We start from the raw sequence: 20,493 nt of genomic DNA on the forward strand, positions 1-20,493 counted from the left end.
GGGTAAGGCAAGCCCGTACCGGTACAAGCGTCGAAGGGGATCGCGATGAAGATGGTGATGTTGCGGGCGTCGAGCGCGCTCGTGCTGGCGCTTGCGTCGATCACGGGCGGCTCCGCGGCGTTGGCGCAGGCCGGCAGGGCCGCAGCCACGGCGGGCGGTACGGCCGCTCCCTATCGGATCAATCCGGGCGACGAGCTGGAAGTCTATGTCTGGGGCGAGGATCGCCTGCGCCGCGTCGTCAAGGTGCTGCCGGACGGCAGCTTCTCCTATCCGCTGGTCGGCCGGGTTGAGGCGGCGGGCAAGCTGCCGAGCGAGCTGGAGCAGGTCATCACCCGCGGTCTCGCCAGCCAGTTTCGCGAGCAGGTGCCGCAGGTGACGGTGTCGATCACCGCGCCCAGCGGCTTCAGCTTCTCGGTGATGGGCAAGGTGCGGACGCCTGGCACCTTCGCGCCCGGCAAATATGTCAACGTGCTGGAGGCGATCGGCCTGGCGGGCGGTCCCAGCGAATTCGCCCAGACCAATGACGTGGTGATCATGCGCAAGCAGGGCAGTGGCCTGTCGCCGATCCGCGTGCGGCTGACCGACGCGCTGCGCGGCAATCCCAGCCAGCGCGACCTGGCGGGCCTGCCCGTGCTGCAAGCCGGCGACACGGTCGTCGTCCCGTAATTCGGCGCTCCTTCTGGCTGGCCGCCGCCACGGGCGCGGCGGTCGCGCCGCTGGCCGTCGCCGCGCAGGTCCGCACCGTCCCGGCGCTGACCGTGTCGGGCGGCCTGGGCTATGACAGCAATCCGTTCCTGGGGGCGGGCGGCGCGGAGGGCAGCGCCTCGACGACGCTCAACATCATGCCGTCGATCACCTTTGTCGACGGCGTCGACCGGGCGGTGGTCGCGGGCTCGTACAACCGGCAGGACTTCTTCACCCGTTACGGCAGCAACAACGGCTATCAGGCCTCGGCGAGCGGCCACAAGCAGTTCGACGCGCGGACCGGTATCGACGTGGTCGCCAGCTATGACAGCTCGATCCTGGGCGGCGCGGGCAATTTCGCGCCGATCGGTCAGGTTGTGCCGATCACGCCGGGAGCCGGTGGGACGGGGACCGGCATCGGCTCGGGCGCGGCCGATTCGGGCAGTCTGCCGGTGGTGTCGGCGCCGATCGGCACCGCGCCGGTGGTGACGATCCCGGTGGATGGCGATATCGGCCTGATCGGGCTGCGCCAGCGCCGCAAGACCGTCTCCACCTCCGCCAGCGCCTCCTATCTCCTCAGCGAGCGGACCAGCCTGTTCGGCGGCGTCAACGCCTCGCGCTCGACCTATCCGGGCGGGGCGCGGCAATCGATCCTGCTCGGCGACTTCACGCAATATGGCGCGAATGCCGGCTTCAGCCGGTCGATCAACGAGCTGTCCTCGGTGGGCCTGCAGGTGTCGGCCTCGTTCGTCGACTATGATCGCGGCTTCTCCTCCTCCTTCTTCACGCCGCGCGTCACTTATAACCGCACCTTATCGCCGCGCTGGACGCTGAACGCGGCGGTGGGCGGCGCGATCGTGCACGACCGGATCAGCGGCACCTCGGTCACGGTCTCCGCGACCGGCACCCTGTGCCGGACCTTCTCGGAGCGCGGCAATTTCTGCGCCTTCGCGTCGCGCGAGCCGAGCGTGACCGGTTTCGGCGGGGTCAGGACCGCGACCACGGCCGGCGCGAATCTCGGCTACCGGCTGAGCGAGGTGTCGACCGTGTCGGCGTCGGCGACCTACAACCATATCAACAACGGCGCGCCGGAACTGTCGGAGGGCGTGCTGCCCGCCAGCCAGGATTTCACCTCGGTCGACGGCAGCTACCAGCGCCAGCTCGGGCGCCATGTGTCGGCGCTAGCCTCGGCCGGCTATCGCCACGTCTCCAGCGGCTTCCGGACCGCGGGCGGCGCGACCGGCGGCGACAGCGTCTTCGGGCGCCTGGGTCTCACGCTTTCCTTGGGCGGACTACGATGAACGACGGATATTCGGGCTATTCCGCCGATACGGATGGCGGCGAGGGCGGCGGCGACCTGATCGCCTATCTGCCTTCGATCCTGTGGCAGCGGCGCTGGTGGATCATCGTGCCGATCGTGCTGTGCACGATCGTCGGCGTGGCGGCGGCGGTGCTGCTGCCGGCGCGGTACCGGTCGTCGGCGACGTTGCTCGTCGAATCGCCGGAACTGCCCGCGCAGCTCGTCGGGCAGCAGCAGAACACCAGCCTGATTGACCAGCGCATCGCCAAGATCCGCCAGCAGGTGCTCAGCCGACCCGACCTGATCGAGTTGATCGAGAACAACAATCTCTATCCGGAGGAGCGCGGGTCCAAGCCGCTGTCCGAAGTGATCGACAAGATGCGCAAGGCGACCAACCTGTCGCCGGTCAGCGCCGACATCCAGACCGGACCCGGCGGCACCAACACGATCGCCTTCAGCCTGACCTTCGACTATTCCGACCCGCAAAAGGCGCAGATCGTCGCGCAGGACTTCGTCGAGCGTCTGGTGAAGCTGGACGCGACCCAGACCGCGCAGGCGGCGACCGGCACGGTCGAGTTCCTGCAGGACCAGGCCAATGGCCTGCTGGGCCAGATCAACGCGATCGAACGCCAGATCGAGGCGATCAAGGCCGAGAACGGCATGGCGCTGTCGACCGGCGGCATGATGATGCTGGGTGGCGGCGGTGGTGGCGGCTACCAGGCGCAGATCGCCGCGCTCCAGCGCGAGAACGCCCAGCTCCAGGCGCAGCTCAAGCTCCAGGCCAGTGCCACCGATCGCGATCCCGCGGTGCAGGCGGCGGAGGCGCAGCTCGCCGCCGCCCAGGCCGTCTATTCGGACACGCACCCGGACGTGCTGGCGGCGCGGCAGCGGCTGGCCGAGGCGCGCAAGTTCGCGGCGGTTAACGTCGCCAAGGCGAACACGGGTTCGGCGATCCGCAGCCAGATCGCCTCCAACGCGGCGGCGATCAGCAGCCTGCAGGCGGCGCTGAGCAACGACAGCGCCCGCACCGCCGCGCTCGCCAACGCCCAGGCCAGGGCACCGGCGGTCAACGAGCAGATCGCGCAGCTCCAGGCCAAGGCCGAGGGCCTGCGCACCAACTACCAGACGGTGCAGACCAACCTGATCAACGCGCGCGGCAGCGCCCGGATCAGCGAACAGCAGCGCGGCGAACGGTTGAGCGTGATCGATCCGCCGGTCGCGCCGGACAAGCCGACCTGGCCCAACCGCCCCTTGCTGGCGCTGGGCGGCATCGTCGCCGGCGCGGCGCTCGGCCTGGGCATCGCGCTGGTTCTGGAATTCATCATGCGGCCGATCCGCGGCGTCGGTTCGCTGCAGGCGGTGACGGGCGAGCCGCCGATGGTGATCATTCCGCAGATCGCCGGCCGGCGTCCCGTGCAGGAGACGGACGGCGACGACGATCGGGACGCGACCAACGCAAAGCGTCGCTGGTTCCGCCGGCGCAAGCGGACGGCCGACCCCGCCGTCGCTGCCGGCTAACGGGCTAAAGGACAGTCGATGATCTATCAGTCTCCGGCCGCCGGGGCGGTTCCTCTGGCCAGCGCCAACCCGACCACTGCGGCAACCCCGCTGTCAACCACCCCCCGCCACGTTATCCCGGCTGACCAGCTGGGCGAGGCGATCGTGGGATTTCGCAGTCGCGACCAGCGCTCGCGTCCGTTCAACCTGCTGCGCACGCAGATCGCGCGCCTGGTGGGCGAGGGGGTGCGGGTGATCGGCATCACTTCGGCGACGCCGCAGGTCGGCAAGACCTTCGTCGCCAGCAACCTCGCCGCCTCGCTGGCGCGCCTGCCCGAAATGCAGACGGTGCTGGTCGATCTCGACCTGCGGCGCGGGTCGGTTGCGGAACGCTTCAACATTCCGGTCCAGCAGGGCGTCACCGAATATCTGGCGGGGGAGGTCGACGACCTGTCCACGATCGCATGGGGTGTGGAGGGCGAGCGGCTGACGCTCTATCCCACCGCCGAGGCGCGGGTCCATTCGTCCGAACTGCTCGCCAGCGCGCGGTTGCAGGGGCTGATCGCGTCGATGCGCGCCATCCCCGGCCAAGCGGTGGTGCTGTGCGACCTGCCGCCGGTCTTCGCCAATGACGACAGCATGATCGTCAGCGAACTGATCGACGGCTATATCATGGTCGTGGAGGACGGCGTCACCACCGCCAAGCAAGTGCGCGACTCGCGCCGGCTGCTGGGGTCGGTTCGCTGCTTCGGCACGGTGCTGAACCGGTATATCAAGGGCTTTGCCGGCGGCGACTACGGCTATGGCTATGGCAAGGGCAGCGGCTACTCGGACTATTACAACTGATGACCAGCCAGGCGGCGGCGAGCGGCGCGCCGCGACGCATCCTGCTCGTCGCGCCCAACATCTCGCGCCGGATGGGCGGCGAGGGGCTGAAGGCACTGCAGATCCATCTGGAGCTGCGCGCGCTGGGGCATGAGGTGCGGCAGGTCGCCCATGCCCGGGTCCGCGACGAGATGGCGCGCGACTATCCCGAGCTGGCGATCGACTATGTCGAGGACACGCCGCTCCAGATCCGGCTGTTCCGGATGAAGGCGGGGCCGCTGCTCGCGCTGCTCAACGCCTGGCAGTTGCATCGGCTGGCGGAGACGGTGGCGGCGCGGTTCCGACCCGATCTGGTACATTTCACCTCGCCCATCTCGCCCGTCCTGCCCTATTTCCGCTTTCCCGGCGTTCCGGTGGTGATCGGCCCGCTCAACGGCAACGTCACCTATCCGCCCGCTTTCGCCGCGCGCGATCCCCGGGCGAGCGGCGCGAAACAGGCGGCCATCGCGGCGCTGCAATGGACGCTGGGCCGTGTCTTCCGGGGCAAGCGCCGGGCGACCCTGCTGGTCGCGGGCGGCGATCGCACGGCGCGGTCGCTGCGGCTGGCCGGCTGTTCGCCCGCGCAGTTCGTCCCGACGCTCGACTCGGGCATTCCCGATGCGCTGGTCGATCGCCCGCGTTTCCGCCAGCTGGGCGAGAACTTCCGGTTCGTGCATGTCGGGCGGCTGGTCGGCTATAAGGGTTGCGACCTGGCGATCCGCGCGGTCGCGGCGAGCGACCCGCGCGTGACGCTGGATGTCATTGGCGACGGCGAGGAACGCGGCGCGCTGGAAGCGCTGGCGACCACGCTGGGCGTGGCCGGGCGAGTGACCTTTCATGGCTGGATGACGCCGGGCCCGGCGATGTATGACCGGCTGGGCGGCTATCGCGGACTGCTCCAGCCCGCACTCGCCGAGGCGAATGGCATCGCCTATCAGGAGGCGATGACGCTGGGCCTGCCGATCCTGTGCCTCGACTGGGCCGGGCCGCGCGAACTGCTCGATGCGGGCGAAGCGGTGCTGGTCGCGCCGGACGGCGGCGAGGCGGCGGTGGTCGCGGCGCTGGCCGCGGGGATGACCCAGCTTGCCACCGATCCCGAGGCGGCGGACCGGATGTCGGCGCGGGCGCGCGCCAAGGCGGAGGCGCTGGGCTTCCGCTGGCGCGACCTGCTGTCCCGCTGGCAGGACAGTTACGCGCTGGCCATTTCCGGCCGGGCGGCGTAGCGGCATGGCCGTGCGTTCCTTCCTGATTCCCGCTTTCATCCCGCGCCTGTCCCCCGTCGGAGCGATCGAGGCGGCGCGCCGGATCATGGCCGGCGACACCGCGATCGTCGTCGGCACCATGTTGATTCAGAACATGATCCGGGTCGTGGGGTCGATGATCCTGACCCGGATGCTGAGCGCGGAGGCGTTCGGCGTCATCGGCGTCATCTCGTCGGTCGCGGTCACCTTCGGCCTGTTGTCGGACATCGGCATCATCGCCTTTGTCGTCCGACACGATCGCAGCAACGAGCCGACCTTCCTGGACGAGGTCTGGACGCTGCGGATGATCCGGTCGCTGGTGCTGACCACCGGCGTCTTCCTGTTCGCGGGGCCGATCTCCGTGTTCCTGGGCAAGCCGGAACTGCACTGGCCGATCGCGGTCGGCGGGCTGCTGTTCTTCTTCGAGGGATGCAGTTCGCTGAGCAGCGTGACCGCCGTGCGCAACCGCCAGCTCAAGCGACTGAGCGCGATCGACATCGGCACGCAGATCTTCACCATGTCCGCGACGATCGGCATGGCGCTGATCTTCCACAATTACTGGGCGATCATCATCGCCAACAACATGACGCTGATCCTGTCGATGTGGCTCAGCTATGCGATGTTCCCCAACTCGGCCCGCCGCTGGCGCTACAGCCGCGAGCGGGTGCGCGAGATGTGGAAATTCTCGCGTTTCATCACCGGCTCGACGATGCTGACGCTGGTCATCGGCCAGGCCGACAAGGTGGTGCTGTCGAAGACCTTCCCGCTGGCGATGTTCGGCCTCTACATGCTGGCGGCGGGGCTGGCGGCGGCGCCGGTCGGACTGGTCAGCGGCTATGTCGGCCGCGTCCTCTATCCCCGCCTCGCCGAGGTGGCGCGCCGCGCGCCGGAGCGGATGCGCGCCGAATTCTACGCGACCCGGATGAAGCCGACCCTGCTCTACGGCTTCGCGGTCGGCGGGCTGATCGGCGTGTCGCAGCTGCTGGTCGAGCTGATGTACGATCCCCGCTATCTACAGGCGGGTCATTATCTGGGCATCCTGGCGATCTCCAGCTTCTTCATGATGAGCAGCTCCTCGATCAACGAGGTGATGATCGCCACCGGGCACCAGCGCTACACCTTCACCGCCAATGTCGCCCGGCTCGCCTATCTCGTGCTGGGCGGCACGGCGGCCTATCATTATGCCGGCCCGATCGGGGTGATCTGGGTGGTCGGCACGATCGAGCTGATGGCGCAGGTCTTCGGCTGGGTCGCGCTCGCGCGGCAGCGGCTGCTGGACGTGCCGCGCGAGCTGCTGATCCTGCTCGCCGGGGCGGGCGGCATCGCCACGGGATGGGCCGGGCAATGGGTGATCCGGGCGCTGTTCCACATCCATTGACCCGGAACGGCGCGGGGAGGGTTTAAGGGGCCAATCGCCAGGGCGGGCCGGACCGGGCCGCCGGCAGGAGATGCTGGATGACCAAATCCTATCGTTACGCGTGGCTGGGCCTGGCGCTGTTCGCCGGCGGACCAACCGCCTGCCAGGCGCAGCCCCAGGCCGCCGCCACGGCCGGCCCGGTGAAGGGCGCCCGCTTCGAGATGGGCATCAACCTGTCCTCGATCGATTATTATTCCGGCGAATACGCCTTCATGAACCTGCTCACCGGCAGCCATTGGGTCGATACCAAGGACAAGTGGCAGGACCTGCCCGACAGCCAGATCGACTCGCTCGGCATGGTCCGCCAGATGCCCGCGGGCGCCAGTTATGCGCGCATCCTGACCCCGCCTTCGGCCGTCTTCACCGGCCGGACCGTGTCCATCCGCTGCACCTGGACCGGGAGCGGCGATGTGAGCATCGGCGGCAGCCGCAAGAACCTTTTCCGCAGCGACCACAGCCTGACCTTCGACTGGCCCGCCGCGCCGCCGCCCGAAGGAAACAGCCGGAACTGGCTGGAGCTGTCGAACATGAGCGCCGCCGATCCGGTCCGCGATGTGGACTGTCGCGAGAAGGGCGCGCCGCGCGACCAGGTCTTCGCGACCCAGTTCGTCGACAGCCTGAAGCCGTTCAGCGTGATCCGCTTCCTGGACTGGTCGTCCGCCAATCCCAATCCGGACACCTTCACCTGGGCGAACCGGTCGCTGCCCAACGGCATCAACCAGGTCGACCGGGCGCGCGGCGTGGCGCTGGAACAGATGCTGGCACTGGCCAAGGCGGCCGACGCCGACCCCTGGTTCACCATCCCATGGAATGCCGATGCGGACTATGTCACCCGGATGGCCAAGCTGGTCCATGACCGTCTGCCGCCGGGGCATCGCGCCTATGTCGAGTTGGCGAACGAGCCGTGGAACTATGCCTTCCCCCTGGCGCACCAGATTCAGAAGGAGGGACTGGCCGCCGGGCTCGACACGAACGGCTTCCAGGCGAATCTGAAGCGCTACAGCCAGAAGACGATCGCGACGATGCGTATCTGGTCGGCCGCCTTTGCGGACCGGCCCGCGTCGCTGGTGCGGGTCGCCGGGTCGCAGGCGGTCAACCCTTGGGCGACCGAGCAGATCCTGGCCTATCCGGGATTGCCCGACGCCATCGATGCGGTGGCGATCGCCCCCTATTTCCAATATGACGCGAGCGCGGCGTTGACCGCGCCGCTGCCCGAACGCCTGGCGTCGCTGCGCCGAGGACAGGCCAATGTGCTGGCGCAGGCCTGGAAGACGCTCGATCTGGTGCGCGGCAAGGGCAAGCGGCTGATCACCTACGAGGGCGGGCAGCACGTCACCGATTTCACGCCGGGCGGTGGCGAGCGGGTCCAGCAGGTCAATCGTTCGCCGGAGATGGAGCGGCTGTATCGCGACTATATCGCGGCGTGGAAGGCCAGGGTCGGCGACCTGATGGTGTTGTACAACGCCACCGGCCCGGCCGGCGGCGGCGGGGCCTGGGGCATCCGCGAATATGCCGGCCAGCCCCTCGACCAGACTCCCAAGCGTCGGGCGGCGCTGGCCTTCGCACGCCAGACTGCGACGCCATGACAAGGGCCGGAATCCGCACGGGCCAGGTTTATGTTGCATTGCATCATTCTGGCGGTTGGCGATCTTGATCCACTTCTGTAACGATGGCGGCATGATGGATCGAAGCCGCCCCGTTCGTGATGTCGTCGGCGGCCCGTCCCCGGCGAAGGATGGCCGCCGTGGCGGACCGGAGTCGTTGCGATGAAGCTGGCCTATCTTCTCAACACCTATCCGCAGACCAGCACCACCTTCATCCGGCGGGAAATCCGCGGGATCGAGGCGGAGGGCCAGCCGGTCACGCGCTTCGCCATTCGTCGCTGGGACAAGCCGCTGGTCGAGCCGACCGATGTCGAGGAGCAGGCGCAGACCGAGTATCTGCTGAGCGGCAATGTCGCCGGCCTGTTCGTGTCGTTGCTGCTGGCGCTGGCGACGAACCTGCCGCGGCTGGTCCGCGTACTGCCGCTCTGGTGGCAGGTGCGCAAGGCGGCGGGCGACGGCATCGTGCGCCATGTCGCCGCGCTGCTGGAGGCGATCCATTTCGTTCGCCGCGCGCGGGCGCTGGGCATCACCCATGTCCATGCGCATTTCTCCACCAATGCGACGACGGTGGCGATGCTGGCGCGGCGTCTGGGCGGCCCAGCCTATAGTTTCACGGTGCACGGGCCGGAGGAACTGGATCACCCGCCCAGCAACGCTATCGCGCCCAAGGTCGCCCATGCCGCGCTGGTGGTGGCGATCACCTCCTTCTGCCGCAGCCAATTGTGGCGCTGGACCGGGGTGGAGCATTGGGACAAGGTCCGAATCGTCGGCTGCGGCGCGGACTTCGCGGCGCTGGAGGCGAGCCGGGTCGAGCCGCAGCCCGGCTATGACTTCTGTTGCATCGCCCGGCTGGCGGAGCAGAAGGGACTTCCCGTGCTGGTCCAGGCCTTCGACCTGCTGGCCCGGCGTGGCATCCGGCCGCGCATCGCGCTGATCGGCGACGGCGACCTCCGGCCGATGCTGGAGCGCGAGATCGCCCGACTGGGCCTCGGCGAGCAGATCACGCTGATGGGCAGTCGCGACGGCGCCACGGTCGCGGCGCAGCTGCGCGCGTCCAAGGCGATGGTGCTGCCCAGCTTCGCCGAAGGGCTGCCGGTGGTGATCATGGAGGCGCTGGCGGTCGGCACGCCCGTCGTCACTACTGCGATCGCCGGGGTGCCCGAACTGGTCGACGCCGGTTGCGGCTGGGTCGTCCCCGCCGGGTCGGCCGAGCATCTGGCCGATGCGATGGTCGAGGCGCTGTCGATCGATCCCGCGCAACGCGCCGCGATGGGCGCGGAGGGCCGCCGCCGCGCGCTGGCCGGCTATGACGTGCGGCGCAACGCGGCGCGGCTGCTCGGCTATCTGCGCGACGGCGATGGTCGGAACCTGGGAGCGGCGGCATGATCGACCTGCTCTGCCTGATCCTGGTCCTGCCGCTGGCGATCGTGACCTGCGTGTTCGTCGTCGAGGCGGGGCTGGGCATGGTCCCTGCGCGGCCGTCCGACGGCGCGGCGCTCGACGCGCTGGCGGAGGGGGTGGTGCTGATCCCTGCGCATGACGAGGCGCGCGGGATCGGTGCGATGCTTGCCGGCCTGTTCGCCGGCCTGCCGCCGGCGATGCGGGTGTTGGTGGTGGCGGACAATTGCACCGATGCCACCGCCGCCGTGGCCCTGGCCGCCGGAGCGGAGGTGGTCGAGCGGCACGACACCAGCCGGCGGGGCAAGGGGTTCGCGCTCGATTTTGGCCGGGCGCATCTGGCTGGCGACCCGCCGCCCTGCGTGATCGTGGTCGATGCCGATACGGTCCCCGCGCCTGGCGCGCTCGCCCTGCTGGCGACGCGCGCCATCGCCAGTGGCCGGCCGGTGCAGGCGGCCTATACGATGACGGTCGACGACAGCGTCTCCAGCACCGCGCGCTTCTCCGCCGCCGCCTTCTACGTCAAGAACGCGGTGCGCCAGCTCGGGGGCGCGCGGATCGGCGCGCCCGCGCTGCTGACCGGATCGGGCATGGCCTTTCCCTGGCGCGTCTTCGCCCGTCTGCCGCTGGATACCGGCCATGTCGCCGAGGATCTGATGCTGGGCGTCAGCGCCAGCCTGGACGGCACGCCGCCGCTGTTCGATCCGCAGGCGGTCGTCACCAGCGCGACCAGTTCGGATCGCGGCACCGAGGTGCAGCGTCGGCGCTGGGAATCGGGCTTCTTCCAGGTCGCTGGCGATCATGCCGGGGCGGTAATCGGGCAGGGCCTTCGCCGCGGTCGGCCGGCGCTCGCCTGGCTGGGCCTGCATCTGCTGACGCCGCCCTTCCTGCCGCTGCTCGCGCTCGACATCCTGGCCATCCTGCTGCTGTCGCTGCTCGCACTGTTCGGCATCGGCCGGGGGGCACTGGCGACGATCGCCATCCCCACCGGACTGGCGCTGGTCGCGACGCTCGGCTCGCTGCTGCTCCACGGGCGCGACGACCTGTTGAAGGGGTGGCAGACGATTCCGCGCTATATCATCTGGAAGTTGGGCGTTACGGCGGCGGCCCTGTTCCGGCGGGAGCGAAGCTGGATTCGTACCGACCGTGATTGACAGGACCATCTATTAACCGGACCGTCACCTCGCCCGACCTATGACGCTGAATTCGAACAGGGAGCAAGAAGCGCTCGTGAGCCCATTAACCGACCTGCGGCAGGGGAACGGTAGCGACGGTCCGCCGGGTGAGGCCCGGCCGGTCGAACGCGCGCCCGCATTGCTGGAAATGGCCGGGCTGGCGACTCGCGTCGCGGAAGCGCTGACCGTGCTGGTCGTCAGCCTGCTCGGCATCTGGGCGACCTATACCACCTTCCAGCTGTCGCCGATCGACCAATATGCCCGTGTCGCCTGGCTGAGCTCGGTGCTCTATGCGCTCATCGCCGAGCTGGCCGGCTGCTACGACGTCGATGCACGCTTCTCGCTGCGCGCCAGCTGGCCGCGCGTTTCGACTGCATGGCTGGGCTGCTGCATCGCGATGCTGACGCTCGCCTTCTTCGTGCGGGCGTCGGAGGATTTCTCGCGCGGCTGGACGGTCTTCTGGTTCCTGTCGGTCGGCTTCGCGCTCGTCGTGGTGCGCGGGATCGCCACTGGCATCCTGTCGCGGATGAAGCGGCAGGGGGTGTTCAACCAGCGCGTCGCCATCCTGGGCGCGACGGCGCAGGGGCACCGGCTGGCCGCCTATGTCCAGTCCAACCCGATGCTGACGGTCGACCTGGTCGGCTGTTACGACGACCGGGGGGCGGACACGATCCATCCCGGTCTCTGCACCCCGCATCGCGGCGGCCTGCCCCAGTTGCTCGCCGACATCCGCGCGGGCGAGATCGACCAGGTCGTGGTGGCCATGCCCTATGTCAGCGACGACGAATTGCAGGACGTGGTCGGCCGGCTGGCGATGTTCCCGGTGCTGATCCGCTTGGCGCCCGACCTGTCCGCCTTCACCCTGGCGGGCCAGTCGATGGTGATGCTGGGCCATCTGCCGCTGATGACGGTGTTTGAACGGCCGATCAGCGGCGTCGACCAGATCGTCAAGCGCATGGAGGATTTGCTGCTCGGCTCGATCCTGCTGATCATGGCCGCGCCCTTCCTGCTGATGGTGGCGCTGGCGGTGAAGCTGGACAGCCCCGGCCCGGTCTTCTTCCGCCAAGAGCGCGAGGGCTTCAACCATCGCCGTTTCCGCATTTGGAAGTTCCGGTCGATGCGCACCGACATGCTGCAATATGACGGGATCAGCCAGGCGCGGCGCGGCGATCCGCGCGTGACCCGGGTCGGCCGCATCATCCGCGCAACCAGCATCGACGAAATTCCACAGTTGTTCAACGTGGTGTTCGGCGACATGTCGCTGGTCGGCCCGCGCCCGCATGCGCCCTCGACCCGCGTCGCCGGCGTGCTGTTCAGCGAGGCGACGCAGAACTACGCGGCGCGCCACCGGGTGAAGCCCGGCATCACCGGCTGGGCGCAGGTCAATGGCTGGCGCGGCGAGACCGATACCGACGAGAAGCTGCTGAAGCGGGTCGAATATGATCTCTACTATATCGACCATTGGTCGGTCGGGTTCGACCTCTACATCATGGCCCGCACGATCGCCGCGCTGATCTTCCCGAAATCGGCGTACTGATCGGCTCGCCGGCCGGATGGAGCCGTCGGGGACGTCGGCGCTTTCACACTCGGTTTGTCCAGGCTCCGGTTCTGGCCTGCCCTGTCCAGGCGGAAGCGGGAGCTATCCGAAACCCGGCGCACCATCGTGGTGGTGGAGCGAGGTTCGGGGGACATCGTGATCCTGGCAAGAATGCCCGCTGCCGCCGGGATGGCGTAGGTTGGTTTTGGTCCCGCCCCCGCGACCGGGGGGCGGGAAGGGCCGGCGGTCAGCGCAGGTCGTTCTGGCGGATCGGCACGATCTTGATCTCGACCCGGCGGTTGGCGGCACGACCGGCATCGGTGTCGTTGGAGGCGATCGGCTGGGTCTTGCCATAGCCGCGCGTGGCGATCCGGGCGGCCTGGACGCCGCGCCCCGCCAGATAATCCGCCACCGCCACGGCACGACGTTCCGACAGCGCTTGGTTATAGGCGTCGCTGCCGGTTGCGTCGGTATGGCCGTACACGTCGATATAGGTTTCCTTGTATTCGGCCAGCGTCTGCGCCACCTGGTCCAGTGTCCGCTGGAACTGCGGCTGCACCGCCGAACTGTCATAGGCGAAGGTGATGCCCGACGGAATGTTGAGCACCAGGTCGTCGCCGCGGCGGATCACCTGCACATCGGTGCCGGCGGTGCGTTCGCGCAGTTGCCGTTCCTGTCGGTCCATATAAGCGCCGATGCCGGCGCCCGCGAGGCCGCCCAGCCCGGCGCCGACGATCTTCTCGGTCCGGTCGCGCCGGCCACCGACGATGTCGCCCAGCAAATAGCCGCCCAGGGCGCCGCCGATGCCGCCGATCGCGGTCTTGGAGATGCGCTGCTGGCCAGTCTCGGGATCGGTGGTGCAGGCGCTGGTCGCGACCAGCGCGGCCAGGCTGGCAAGGAGGATGGGGGTCTTCATGTCATGTCCCTTTGCTATCGTTGAACAATGCGGTTTTGCCGGCGATTGTTCCGCCTGCGCACTGAACCACGCCTGACCGCATGTTTCCGCATTGTCGAACAGGGCGATCGGCCGCTAGGATCGTTCGGCACGCCAATGGCCCCGCTTCCTCCCTTTCCCTGGATTGACGTCCTCATCATCCTCGCGCTGGTCGCGTTGAACGGCGTGTTCGCGATGAGCGAGCTGGCGCTGGTGTCGTCGCGCAAGGCGCGGCTGGCGGCGATGGCGCGCGCGCGGCGACCCGGCGCCCGCGCCGCGCTGACGCTGGCGGGCGATCCGGGCAAGTTCCTGTCGACGGTGCAGATCGGCATCACGCTGATCGGCATCCTGGCGGGCGCCTATTCCGGCTCCAGCCTGGGCGCGCCCGTCGCCGCGCGGCTGGAGATGCTGGGCCTGCCCGCCGCCACCGCGCGCTCGGTCGGCTTCGCGCTGGTCATCGGCCTGACCACCTATGCCTCGCTGATCGTCGGCGAGCTGGTGCCCAAGCAGATCGCGCTGCGCCGGCCCGAGGCGGTGGCCTGCGGCGTCGCCATCCCGATGCGCTGGATCGCGCGGATCACCGCGCCGCTCGTCTGGCTGCTCGATTCGAGCAGCGCGCTGATCTTCCGCCTGTTGCGGCTCGACCGGGGCGGCGACGAGCAGGTGACGGCCGAGGAGTTGCAGATGATCGTCACCGAAGCGAGCAAGTCCGGCGTGATCGAGGAGCATGAGCGCTCGATCATTTCCGGCGTCGTCCGCCTCGCCGACCGGCCGGTGCGCGAAGTGATGACGCCGCGCACCGATGTCGACTGGCTCGACCTGCAGGCCGGCGAGGCCGAGATCCGCGCCCGGCTGCTGGCGACGCAGCATACGCGTTTGCCGGTGGGGGACGGATCGATCGATGCGGTGGTCGGCGTCGTCCAGGCGCGCGACATCGCCGCCGCGTTGCTGCGGGACGAACCGCTCGACCTGGCGGCGCTGATGCGCAAGGCACCGGTGGTGATCGACCAGGTCGACGCGCCCGACGCCTTCGTGACCCTGCGCGGCGGCGAGGTGCCGATGGCGCTGATCCATGACGAATATGGCCATTTCGAAGGGATCGTGACGCCGGCCGACCTGCTGGCGGCGATCGCCGGCGGCTATCCGGCCGAGGCGGCGTCGGAGGATGGCCCGGCGATCGTGCGGCGCGACGACGGCTCGCTCCTGGTGGCGGGGACGGCGGCGGCGGACCTGCTGGCGGAACGGCTGGACATCGAGCTGCCCGAGGATCGCGACTATGCCACCGCCGCCGGCCTGGCGCTCGCGGTGTTCCGCCACCTGCCGGCGGAGGGGGAGAGCTTCGTCGAACAGGGCTGGCGGTTCGAGGTGGTCGATCTCGACGGCCGGCGGATCGACAAGCTGCTGGTAAGCCGGGCGTAGGGCGGGGGCGCGAGCTCCTGCGAAGGCAGGAGCCCAGGGCCACCCGCCCGGCGCGCAATCAGAACACCGCCGCGACCAGTTGCTGGAACGCCTCGCCGCGGTGGCTGATGCGGTTCTTCAGCGGCTCGTCCATTTCGGCGAAGGTCGCGTCATGGCCGTCGGGCTGGAAGATCGGGTCGTAGCCATGGCCCTTGAGCCCACGCGGCGGGTGGACCAGCGTGCCGTCGACTCGCCCCTCGAACCATTCGACATGGCCGTCGGGCCAGGCGAGCGCCAGCGCGCAGACGAAATGCGCGGTGCGGGCCGGGTTGGGACCGCTCTGGCCGATGCGCGTCTCGATCAGGTCCATGGCGCGGGCGAAGTCCTTGTCCTCGCCGGCCCAGCGCGCCGAGAAGATGCCGGGATCGCCGCCCAGCGCATCGACGCACAGGCCGCTGTCGTCGGCGAGCGCGGGCAGGCCGGACAGGTCGGCGGCCGCCCGCGCCTTCAGCTCGGCGTTCATGACGAAGGTGGTGCCGGTCTCCTCCGGCTCTGGCAGGTCGAGCGACGCGGCCGACACCACGTCCAGCCCGCGTCCCTCCAGCAGCGCCGCGATCTCGCGCACCTTGCCGGCATTGTGGCTGGCGATCACCAGCTTGCCGGGCGTCAGCTTGCGGATCGCCTGGGGCTCGTCGCCTTCGCCGCTCATGCCTTCACCGCCCGGTCCTGCGCCGCGAAGATCTCGGTGCAGCCCATCCGCGCCAGACGGAGCAGGCGGAGCAGCGCCTCCTCGTCATAGGTGGCGTGCTCGGCGGTCGCCTGCGCCTCGGCGATGTGGCCGTTCTCCAGCAGCACGAAATTGGCGTCGGCGTCGGCGTTCGAATCCTCGTCATAGTCGAGGTCGAGCACCGGCGTGCCCTTGTAGATGCCGCACGACACCGCTGCGACCTTTTGCCGGATCGGATCGGCGGTCAGCTTGCCGCTCTGGAGCAGCGTGTCGATGGCCAGGCGCAGCGCCACCCAGGCACCCGAGATGGAGGCGGTGCGGGTGCCGCCATCGGCCTGGATCACGTCGCAGTCGAGCACGATCTGCCGCTCCCCCAGCGCCTTCAGGTCGACGACCGAGCGCAGGCTGCGGCCGATCAGCCGCTGGATTTCCTGGGTGCGGCCGGACTGCTTGCCCTTCGCGGCCTCGCGGCTGCCGCGCGTATGCGTGGCGCGGGGCAACATGCCATATTCGGCCGTCACCCAGCCCTCGCCCTTGCCGCGCAGGAAGGGCGGCACGCGCTCCTCGATGCTGGCGGTGACCAGCACGCGGGTGTCGCCGAAGCCGATCAGCACCGATCCCTCGGCATGGCGGGTGAAGCGGGGCTGGATGGAGATCGCACGCATCTGGTCGGGGGTGCGGCCGCTGGGGCGCATGGGCAAGATCCTGCTAAGCTGTGTTGGTTGCCTCGACGCCTAGCCTTCCGTTCGGGAACAGGCCAGCCTAGATCATGCGGATGATGAGCCCGCCCGTCACCGAATTGACCGACCGCGCGCGGCAGATCTTCCGCGCGGTGGTCGATGGCTATCTGGCCAGCGGCGCCCCGGTGGGGTCGAAGACGATCGCCGCCGCCGCCGGGCTCAACCTGTCGCCTGCCTCGATCCGGGGGGTGATGGGCGAGCTGGAGGCGCTGGGCCTGCTCGCCAGCCCGCATACCTCTGCGGGGCGGGTACCGACCGATCGCGGCCTGCGCCTGTTCGTCGATGGGATGATGCAGGCCGCCGAACCCTCGGCCGAGGAGCGCGCCCAGATCGAGCAGCGCAGCCGCAGCGGCGGGCCGGTCGAGGAAGCGTTGGCGGCGACTACGGCGGCCCTGTCCGGCCTGTCGGCCTGTGCGGGGCTGGTGCTGGTGCCGAAGCGCGAGCTGCGGCTGCGCTCGATCGGCTTCGTGCCCCTGTCGCCGGGCCAGGCGCTGGCGGTGCTGGTGGCGGAGGACGGCTCGGTCGAGAATCGGGTGGTCGACCTGCCCGCCGGGATCGATGCGTCGGCGCTGGTCGCGGCGGCCAACTACATGTCCCAGCGGCTGGGCGGGTTGACGCTGGGCGAGGCCAGGGTGCGGGTCGAGCAGGAGCTGGCGGCGGGGCGCGCGGCACTGGACGATGTCGGCCGCGCGCTGGTGGAGCGGGGCTTGGCGGTCTGGTCGGAGGATGGCGACCGCCGGCCGGTTCTGATCGTGCGCGGGCAGGGGCGGCTGATCGACGCCGCCGCCGCCGCCGATCTCGACCGGGTGCGCGACCTGCTCGACGATCTGGAGGGCAAGCAGGAGATCGCGGCGCTTCTCGACAGCGCGCGGGCGGGCGACGCGACCCGCATCTTCATCGGCGCGGAGAACAAGTTGTTCGCGCTGTCGGGCTCGTCGGTGATCGCCAGGCCGTTCCGCGGGCCGGGTGGGCAGGTGGTCGGCGTGGTGGGGGTGATCGGCCCCACGCGGTTGAACTATGCGCGCATCGTGCCCATGGTGGATTTCACGGCCGCAACGCTGGCCCGACTGATGGGCTGATACAGGGAACGACATGACCGATACGACTGACACGCAGGACGAGACTCTGCGCGCCGAGACCGCCCAGGCCGCGCCCGAAGTGGCGGAGCATGACGCCGCCGCCCAGCGCATCGCCGAGCTGGAGAACCAGCTGGCCGACGCCAAGCAGCAATATCTCTACGCCCAGGCCGATATCCAGAATGTGCGCCGCCGCGCCGAGAAGGACGTGGCCGATGCGCGCGCCTATGCCGCCACCGCCTTTGCCCGCGACGTGCTGTCGGTGGCTGACAACCTGGCGCGGGGGCTGGCGGCGATCCCTGCCGATGCGCGCGAGGACGAGCGGTTCAAGGGGCTGGTCACCGGCCTGGACGCGACCGGCCGCGAGCTGGACAGCGTGCTGAGCCGCCACGGCATCACCCGCATCCAGGCGATGGGCGCGAAGCTCGACCCCAACCAGCATCAGGCGATGATGGAAATGCCGAGCGATGCGGAGCCCGGCACGATCGTGCAGGAGATGCAGGCCGGTTATATGATCAAGGATCGCCTGCTGCGTCCGGCGCTGGTCGCGGTGGCGAAGGCGCCGGCGAACGGCTGACCGGTCGCGGGCCGCCGCCCGCCGGGGGCGGGCGGTGGTCGGTGGCGTTCTGGCGGACATTCCGCCCGCACGGCAAGCCATGCCGATGCCGATGGCATCCATCGCGGCGCAGACCCGCAACCGGTTGGCGGACGCGGGTGGCTCGCGGCGATCGGTCCATTGCTGGGCCCCGGCCGTCGCCGGGGTGGCGGGCCAGGGGCGGACCGCGGAAACCCGCACCGATCCCCTGACGAAAGGCCTTCGACTTAGAGCCCCGCCACCTGGCGCAGATGGTTGATGCGCCGCTCGAACTCGCGCTCGAAACTATGGTCGCGGCCGAGCGTCGCGGCATTGGTGGAGAAGGTCACCAGCCGATCCCGATCGTTCGACAGGCTGACGATCGCCGCCGCCGCGCCGTCGACCGAGTCCATCGGCACTCGCAGGCCGATCTCGGCCAGTCGCGTGATCCCGCGGAACGCGGCGTTGTTGTAGCCGACGATCGGCACGCCGCAGCTCAGCGTCTCCATATAGGTGCAGGACGGGTCCGACTGACGGTGGCAGCAGAGGAACAGGTCGGTCCGCGCGATCATTGCCGGGATCAGCGCGTCTTCGAACGGCACGGGGCCGTGCAGCGTCACCCGCCCGCCCAGGCCGGTCGCCGCGATCCGCGCCGCCATGCCGGCGCGCAGATCGCCATCGCCATAGACGTCGAGCGTGAAGTCCAGTCCGGCGCGGACCAGGGCGTCGGCCACCGGCAGCAGGTGGTCTGCGCCCTTCATCCGTTCCAGCCGGCCGGAAAAGGCGAGCCGCAACGGTCCGCCCGCCCGCATCTGGCGGTGTTTCTCGGCCAGCGCCGCCGCCCCGATCTGCTTGGCGTCGCTGGTCCGCGTGTCCAGGTAGAGCAGCGGCGCCGGGGTCAGGCGGCGATAGGCGTTGAAGGCGGGGGTGCCGTTGCACTGCAGGCCCTGCGACCGCGCGAAGGCGCGCCGCCGCCGCCGCTCCATGCCGATCGTCCACACGCCCGACTTGGCCATCTGCACCGACAGGCCGTTGTAGAGCCGGTTGATCCGCAGCCGCGTGGCGAGCGTATATTCGATGATATAGACGAGCGGGGCGCGGACCGCGCCGGCCAGCGCGAAGTCGACATGGATGTCGCCCGCCGCCAGCACCACCGCCGCGTCGTCAAACAGGCCGGGTTCGGCGAGCGCGTCCTGGCCGATGACGCGCATCTCGACCGGCAGGTCCTGCGGCCGATATTCCGACCCGAAGGCGATGTCGTGCCGCTGCCCGGCCCGCATCGCGCAGCGCACCGGACCCGGCCACAGCCTGGCATAGGCCTGAAGCCCTTCCACCGCCTTGCGGTCGAGGAACAGGGCATCGCCCTCCGGGACTGCCGGCACACTCGGCAGCACCACCAGCGTTCGCGTCAAAACGGTTTTCCTCGATGGTCGCGATCAGTTCGGGAGACCGTCAATCCTGTCATATTCCCGAATCACATGTTCGCCGGTGACGATACCATAACCTGCCATATAGGCTTCGGCCTCGTCTACCGCCGCCTGCACGTCATAGCCGGTGCCGATCGGGCTGCTATGGCGCAGCGGGGTGGCATCCACCACGCCGATCGGCCAGCCCATCCGCTCGGCGACGACGCCCCAGGTCAGGTCCAGTCCCCAGCCGTAGCGCAGGCTGGGCAGCGGCAGCAGCGTGTCGAACGTGTCGCGGTGGAAGGCGGCGATCGGCCCCACCTCGACAAAATTGGTGGTGCGGGCCAGCGCGCCCGGCTGCCGGCGCGTGATCGGGAAGCTGGAATAGGACAGGGCGCGATGCGCGGGCATCGCGATCTTCAGCCCGGCGAGCGCGCAGGTCGCGACGAAATCGTCGGTGAAGCGGTTCGGCAGTTCGACATCGTCGTCCACCATCCAGAGCCAGTCGAAGCCGGACAGGTCGTGCCGGCCCATCAGGATGTTGGTGTTGTCCAGCTTGCCGAGGCCGTCGATGTCCTTCTTCTCGGTGACGACCGCATGACGGCTGTCGCGCATCCGCGCGAAGATCGCGTCGAGCGATCCGGGCCGCCGCGGCGACTGGACGCCGACCGCCAGGATGCGCTGGCGCGGCAGGTTCCGGTAGAAGGCGGAACCGCGCAGGTCGTCGATCTTCTGGCGCAGCGCGCGATCCGCGATGCCGTCCATGACGCGGGCCTTGACCGGGTAGAGGCGGCGGCCGAGCGCATGTTGCGCACGCATGCCGAAATCCCTGTAATGACGGGTCATTGTCTGCGCATCCTGCGATGTCATCGTCTGTCGCCCCATAGCATGGTTAACCATAGCTTTGGATAGGAAGGAATT

Annotated in this window: 18 protein-coding genes; 13 read left to right on the forward strand and 5 right to left on the reverse strand. The window is 69.3% G+C overall.

Annotation, left to right across the window (positions count from 1 at the left end):
- Positions 1 to 45 precede the first annotated feature (45 nt).
- The 10 genes from GGQ96_RS08365 to GGQ96_RS08410 all read left to right on the forward strand — a co-directional run bounded on the left by GGQ96_RS08365 (position 46) and on the right by GGQ96_RS08410 (position 12,717).
- Positions 46 to 666, forward strand: coding sequence for a polysaccharide biosynthesis/export family protein (locus GGQ96_RS08365; protein WP_246360339.1), 621 nt, complete (start codon positions 46 to 48; stop codon positions 664 to 666).
- Between the two features lie 92 nt (positions 667 to 758).
- A complete protein-coding gene (locus tag GGQ96_RS08370; protein WP_184113534.1) occupies positions 759 to 1,985 on the forward strand; it encodes a hypothetical protein in 1,227 nt (408 codons plus the stop codon).
- Positions 1,982 to 3,502 carry a GumC family protein gene (locus GGQ96_RS08375; RefSeq protein ID WP_184113536.1) on the forward strand — a complete coding sequence of 507 codons (1,521 nt, stop codon included), beginning with the start codon at positions 1,982 to 1,984 and terminating at the stop codon, positions 3,500 to 3,502. Before GGQ96_RS08370 ends, GGQ96_RS08375 begins: the two co-directional genes overlap by 4 nt.
- 18 nt (positions 3,503 to 3,520) lie before the next feature.
- Complete coding sequence (locus tag GGQ96_RS08380; protein WP_184113538.1) at positions 3,521 to 4,327, forward strand: CpsD/CapB family tyrosine-protein kinase; 807 nt, start codon at positions 3,521 to 3,523, stop codon at positions 4,325 to 4,327.
- On the forward strand, positions 4,327 to 5,568 hold the full coding sequence (locus GGQ96_RS08385) for a glycosyltransferase family 4 protein (RefSeq protein ID WP_184113540.1): 1,242 nt from the start codon (positions 4,327 to 4,329) through the stop codon (positions 5,566 to 5,568). The genes GGQ96_RS08380 and GGQ96_RS08385 overlap by 1 nt, the downstream gene beginning before the upstream one ends.
- A gap of 4 nt (positions 5,569 to 5,572) precedes the next feature.
- Positions 5,573 to 6,964: an oligosaccharide flippase family protein gene (locus GGQ96_RS08390; protein WP_184113542.1), complete on the forward strand. Its 1,392-nt coding sequence runs from the start codon at positions 5,573 to 5,575 to the stop codon at positions 6,962 to 6,964.
- A gap of 77 nt (positions 6,965 to 7,041) precedes the next feature.
- Positions 7,042 to 8,589, forward strand: coding sequence for a hypothetical protein (locus GGQ96_RS08395; protein WP_184113544.1), 1,548 nt, complete (start codon positions 7,042 to 7,044; stop codon positions 8,587 to 8,589).
- 180 nt (positions 8,590 to 8,769) lie between these two features.
- Positions 8,770 to 9,993 carry a glycosyltransferase family 4 protein gene (locus tag GGQ96_RS08400; protein WP_184113546.1) on the forward strand — a complete coding sequence of 408 codons (1,224 nt, stop codon included), beginning with the start codon at positions 8,770 to 8,772 and terminating at the stop codon, positions 9,991 to 9,993.
- Positions 9,990 to 11,159 (forward strand): glycosyltransferase family 2 protein, encoded by a 1,170-nt coding sequence (locus GGQ96_RS08405; protein ID WP_184113548.1) that lies wholly within the window; start codon positions 9,990 to 9,992, stop codon positions 11,157 to 11,159. Before GGQ96_RS08400 ends, GGQ96_RS08405 begins: the two co-directional genes overlap by 4 nt.
- A 76-nt stretch (positions 11,160 to 11,235) precedes the next feature.
- Entirely contained in the window at positions 11,236 to 12,717 is a 1,482-nt protein-coding gene (locus GGQ96_RS08410) for an undecaprenyl-phosphate glucose phosphotransferase (protein WP_184113555.1), read from the forward strand.
- Between the two features lie 247 nt (positions 12,718 to 12,964).
- On the opposite strand, the gene GGQ96_RS08415 is transcribed toward GGQ96_RS08410, so the two are convergent.
- Complete coding sequence (locus tag GGQ96_RS08415; protein WP_184113557.1) at positions 12,965 to 13,633, reverse strand: YiaD family glycine zipper/OmpA-like lipoprotein; 669 nt, start codon at positions 13,631 to 13,633, stop codon at positions 12,965 to 12,967.
- Between the two features lie 135 nt (positions 13,634 to 13,768).
- On the opposite strand from GGQ96_RS08415, the gene GGQ96_RS08420 reads away from it, so the two are divergent.
- Positions 13,769 to 15,070 (forward strand): hemolysin family protein, encoded by a 1,302-nt coding sequence (locus GGQ96_RS08420; RefSeq protein WP_184113559.1) that lies wholly within the window; start codon positions 13,769 to 13,771, stop codon positions 15,068 to 15,070.
- 58 nt (positions 15,071 to 15,128) lie between these two features.
- Here the strand turns inward: GGQ96_RS08420 and rdgB are convergent, their stop codons facing one another.
- Positions 15,129 to 15,758, reverse strand: a complete 630-nt coding sequence (gene rdgB, locus GGQ96_RS08425) for an RdgB/HAM1 family non-canonical purine NTP pyrophosphatase (RefSeq protein ID WP_184113561.1) — start codon at positions 15,756 to 15,758, stop codon at positions 15,129 to 15,131.
- The gene (gene rph, locus GGQ96_RS08430; RefSeq protein ID WP_184113563.1) at positions 15,755 to 16,471 is read right to left on the reverse strand and encodes a ribonuclease PH; all 717 of its coding nucleotides are present in this window, start codon (positions 16,469 to 16,471) and stop codon (positions 15,755 to 15,757) included. Before rph ends, rdgB begins: the two co-directional genes overlap by 4 nt.
- 80 nt (positions 16,472 to 16,551) lie before the next feature.
- On the opposite strand from rph, the gene hrcA reads away from it, so the two are divergent.
- Positions 16,552 to 17,595: a heat-inducible transcriptional repressor HrcA gene (gene hrcA / locus GGQ96_RS08435; RefSeq protein WP_184113565.1), complete on the forward strand. Its 1,044-nt coding sequence runs from the start codon at positions 16,552 to 16,554 to the stop codon at positions 17,593 to 17,595.
- Positions 17,596 to 17,608: 13 nt separating this feature from the next.
- Positions 17,609 to 18,169 (forward strand): nucleotide exchange factor GrpE, encoded by a 561-nt coding sequence (gene grpE, locus GGQ96_RS08440; protein WP_184113567.1) that lies wholly within the window; start codon positions 17,609 to 17,611, stop codon positions 18,167 to 18,169.
- Positions 18,170 to 18,414: 245 nt separating this feature from the next.
- On the opposite strand, the gene GGQ96_RS08445 is transcribed toward grpE, so the two are convergent.
- Both GGQ96_RS08445 and GGQ96_RS08450 read right to left on the reverse strand, forming a co-directional pair.
- Entirely contained in the window at positions 18,415 to 19,578 is a 1,164-nt protein-coding gene (locus tag GGQ96_RS08445; RefSeq protein WP_184113569.1) for a glycosyltransferase, read from the reverse strand.
- A gap of 24 nt (positions 19,579 to 19,602) precedes the next feature.
- Complete coding sequence (locus GGQ96_RS08450; RefSeq protein ID WP_184113571.1) at positions 19,603 to 20,391, reverse strand: hypothetical protein; 789 nt, start codon at positions 20,389 to 20,391, stop codon at positions 19,603 to 19,605.
- Positions 20,392 to 20,493: the final 102 nt, after the last annotated feature.

It is taken from the genome of Sphingomonas abaci, assembly GCF_014199625.1.
Taxonomy (GTDB): domain Bacteria; phylum Pseudomonadota; class Alphaproteobacteria; order Sphingomonadales; family Sphingomonadaceae; genus Sphingomonas; species Sphingomonas abaci.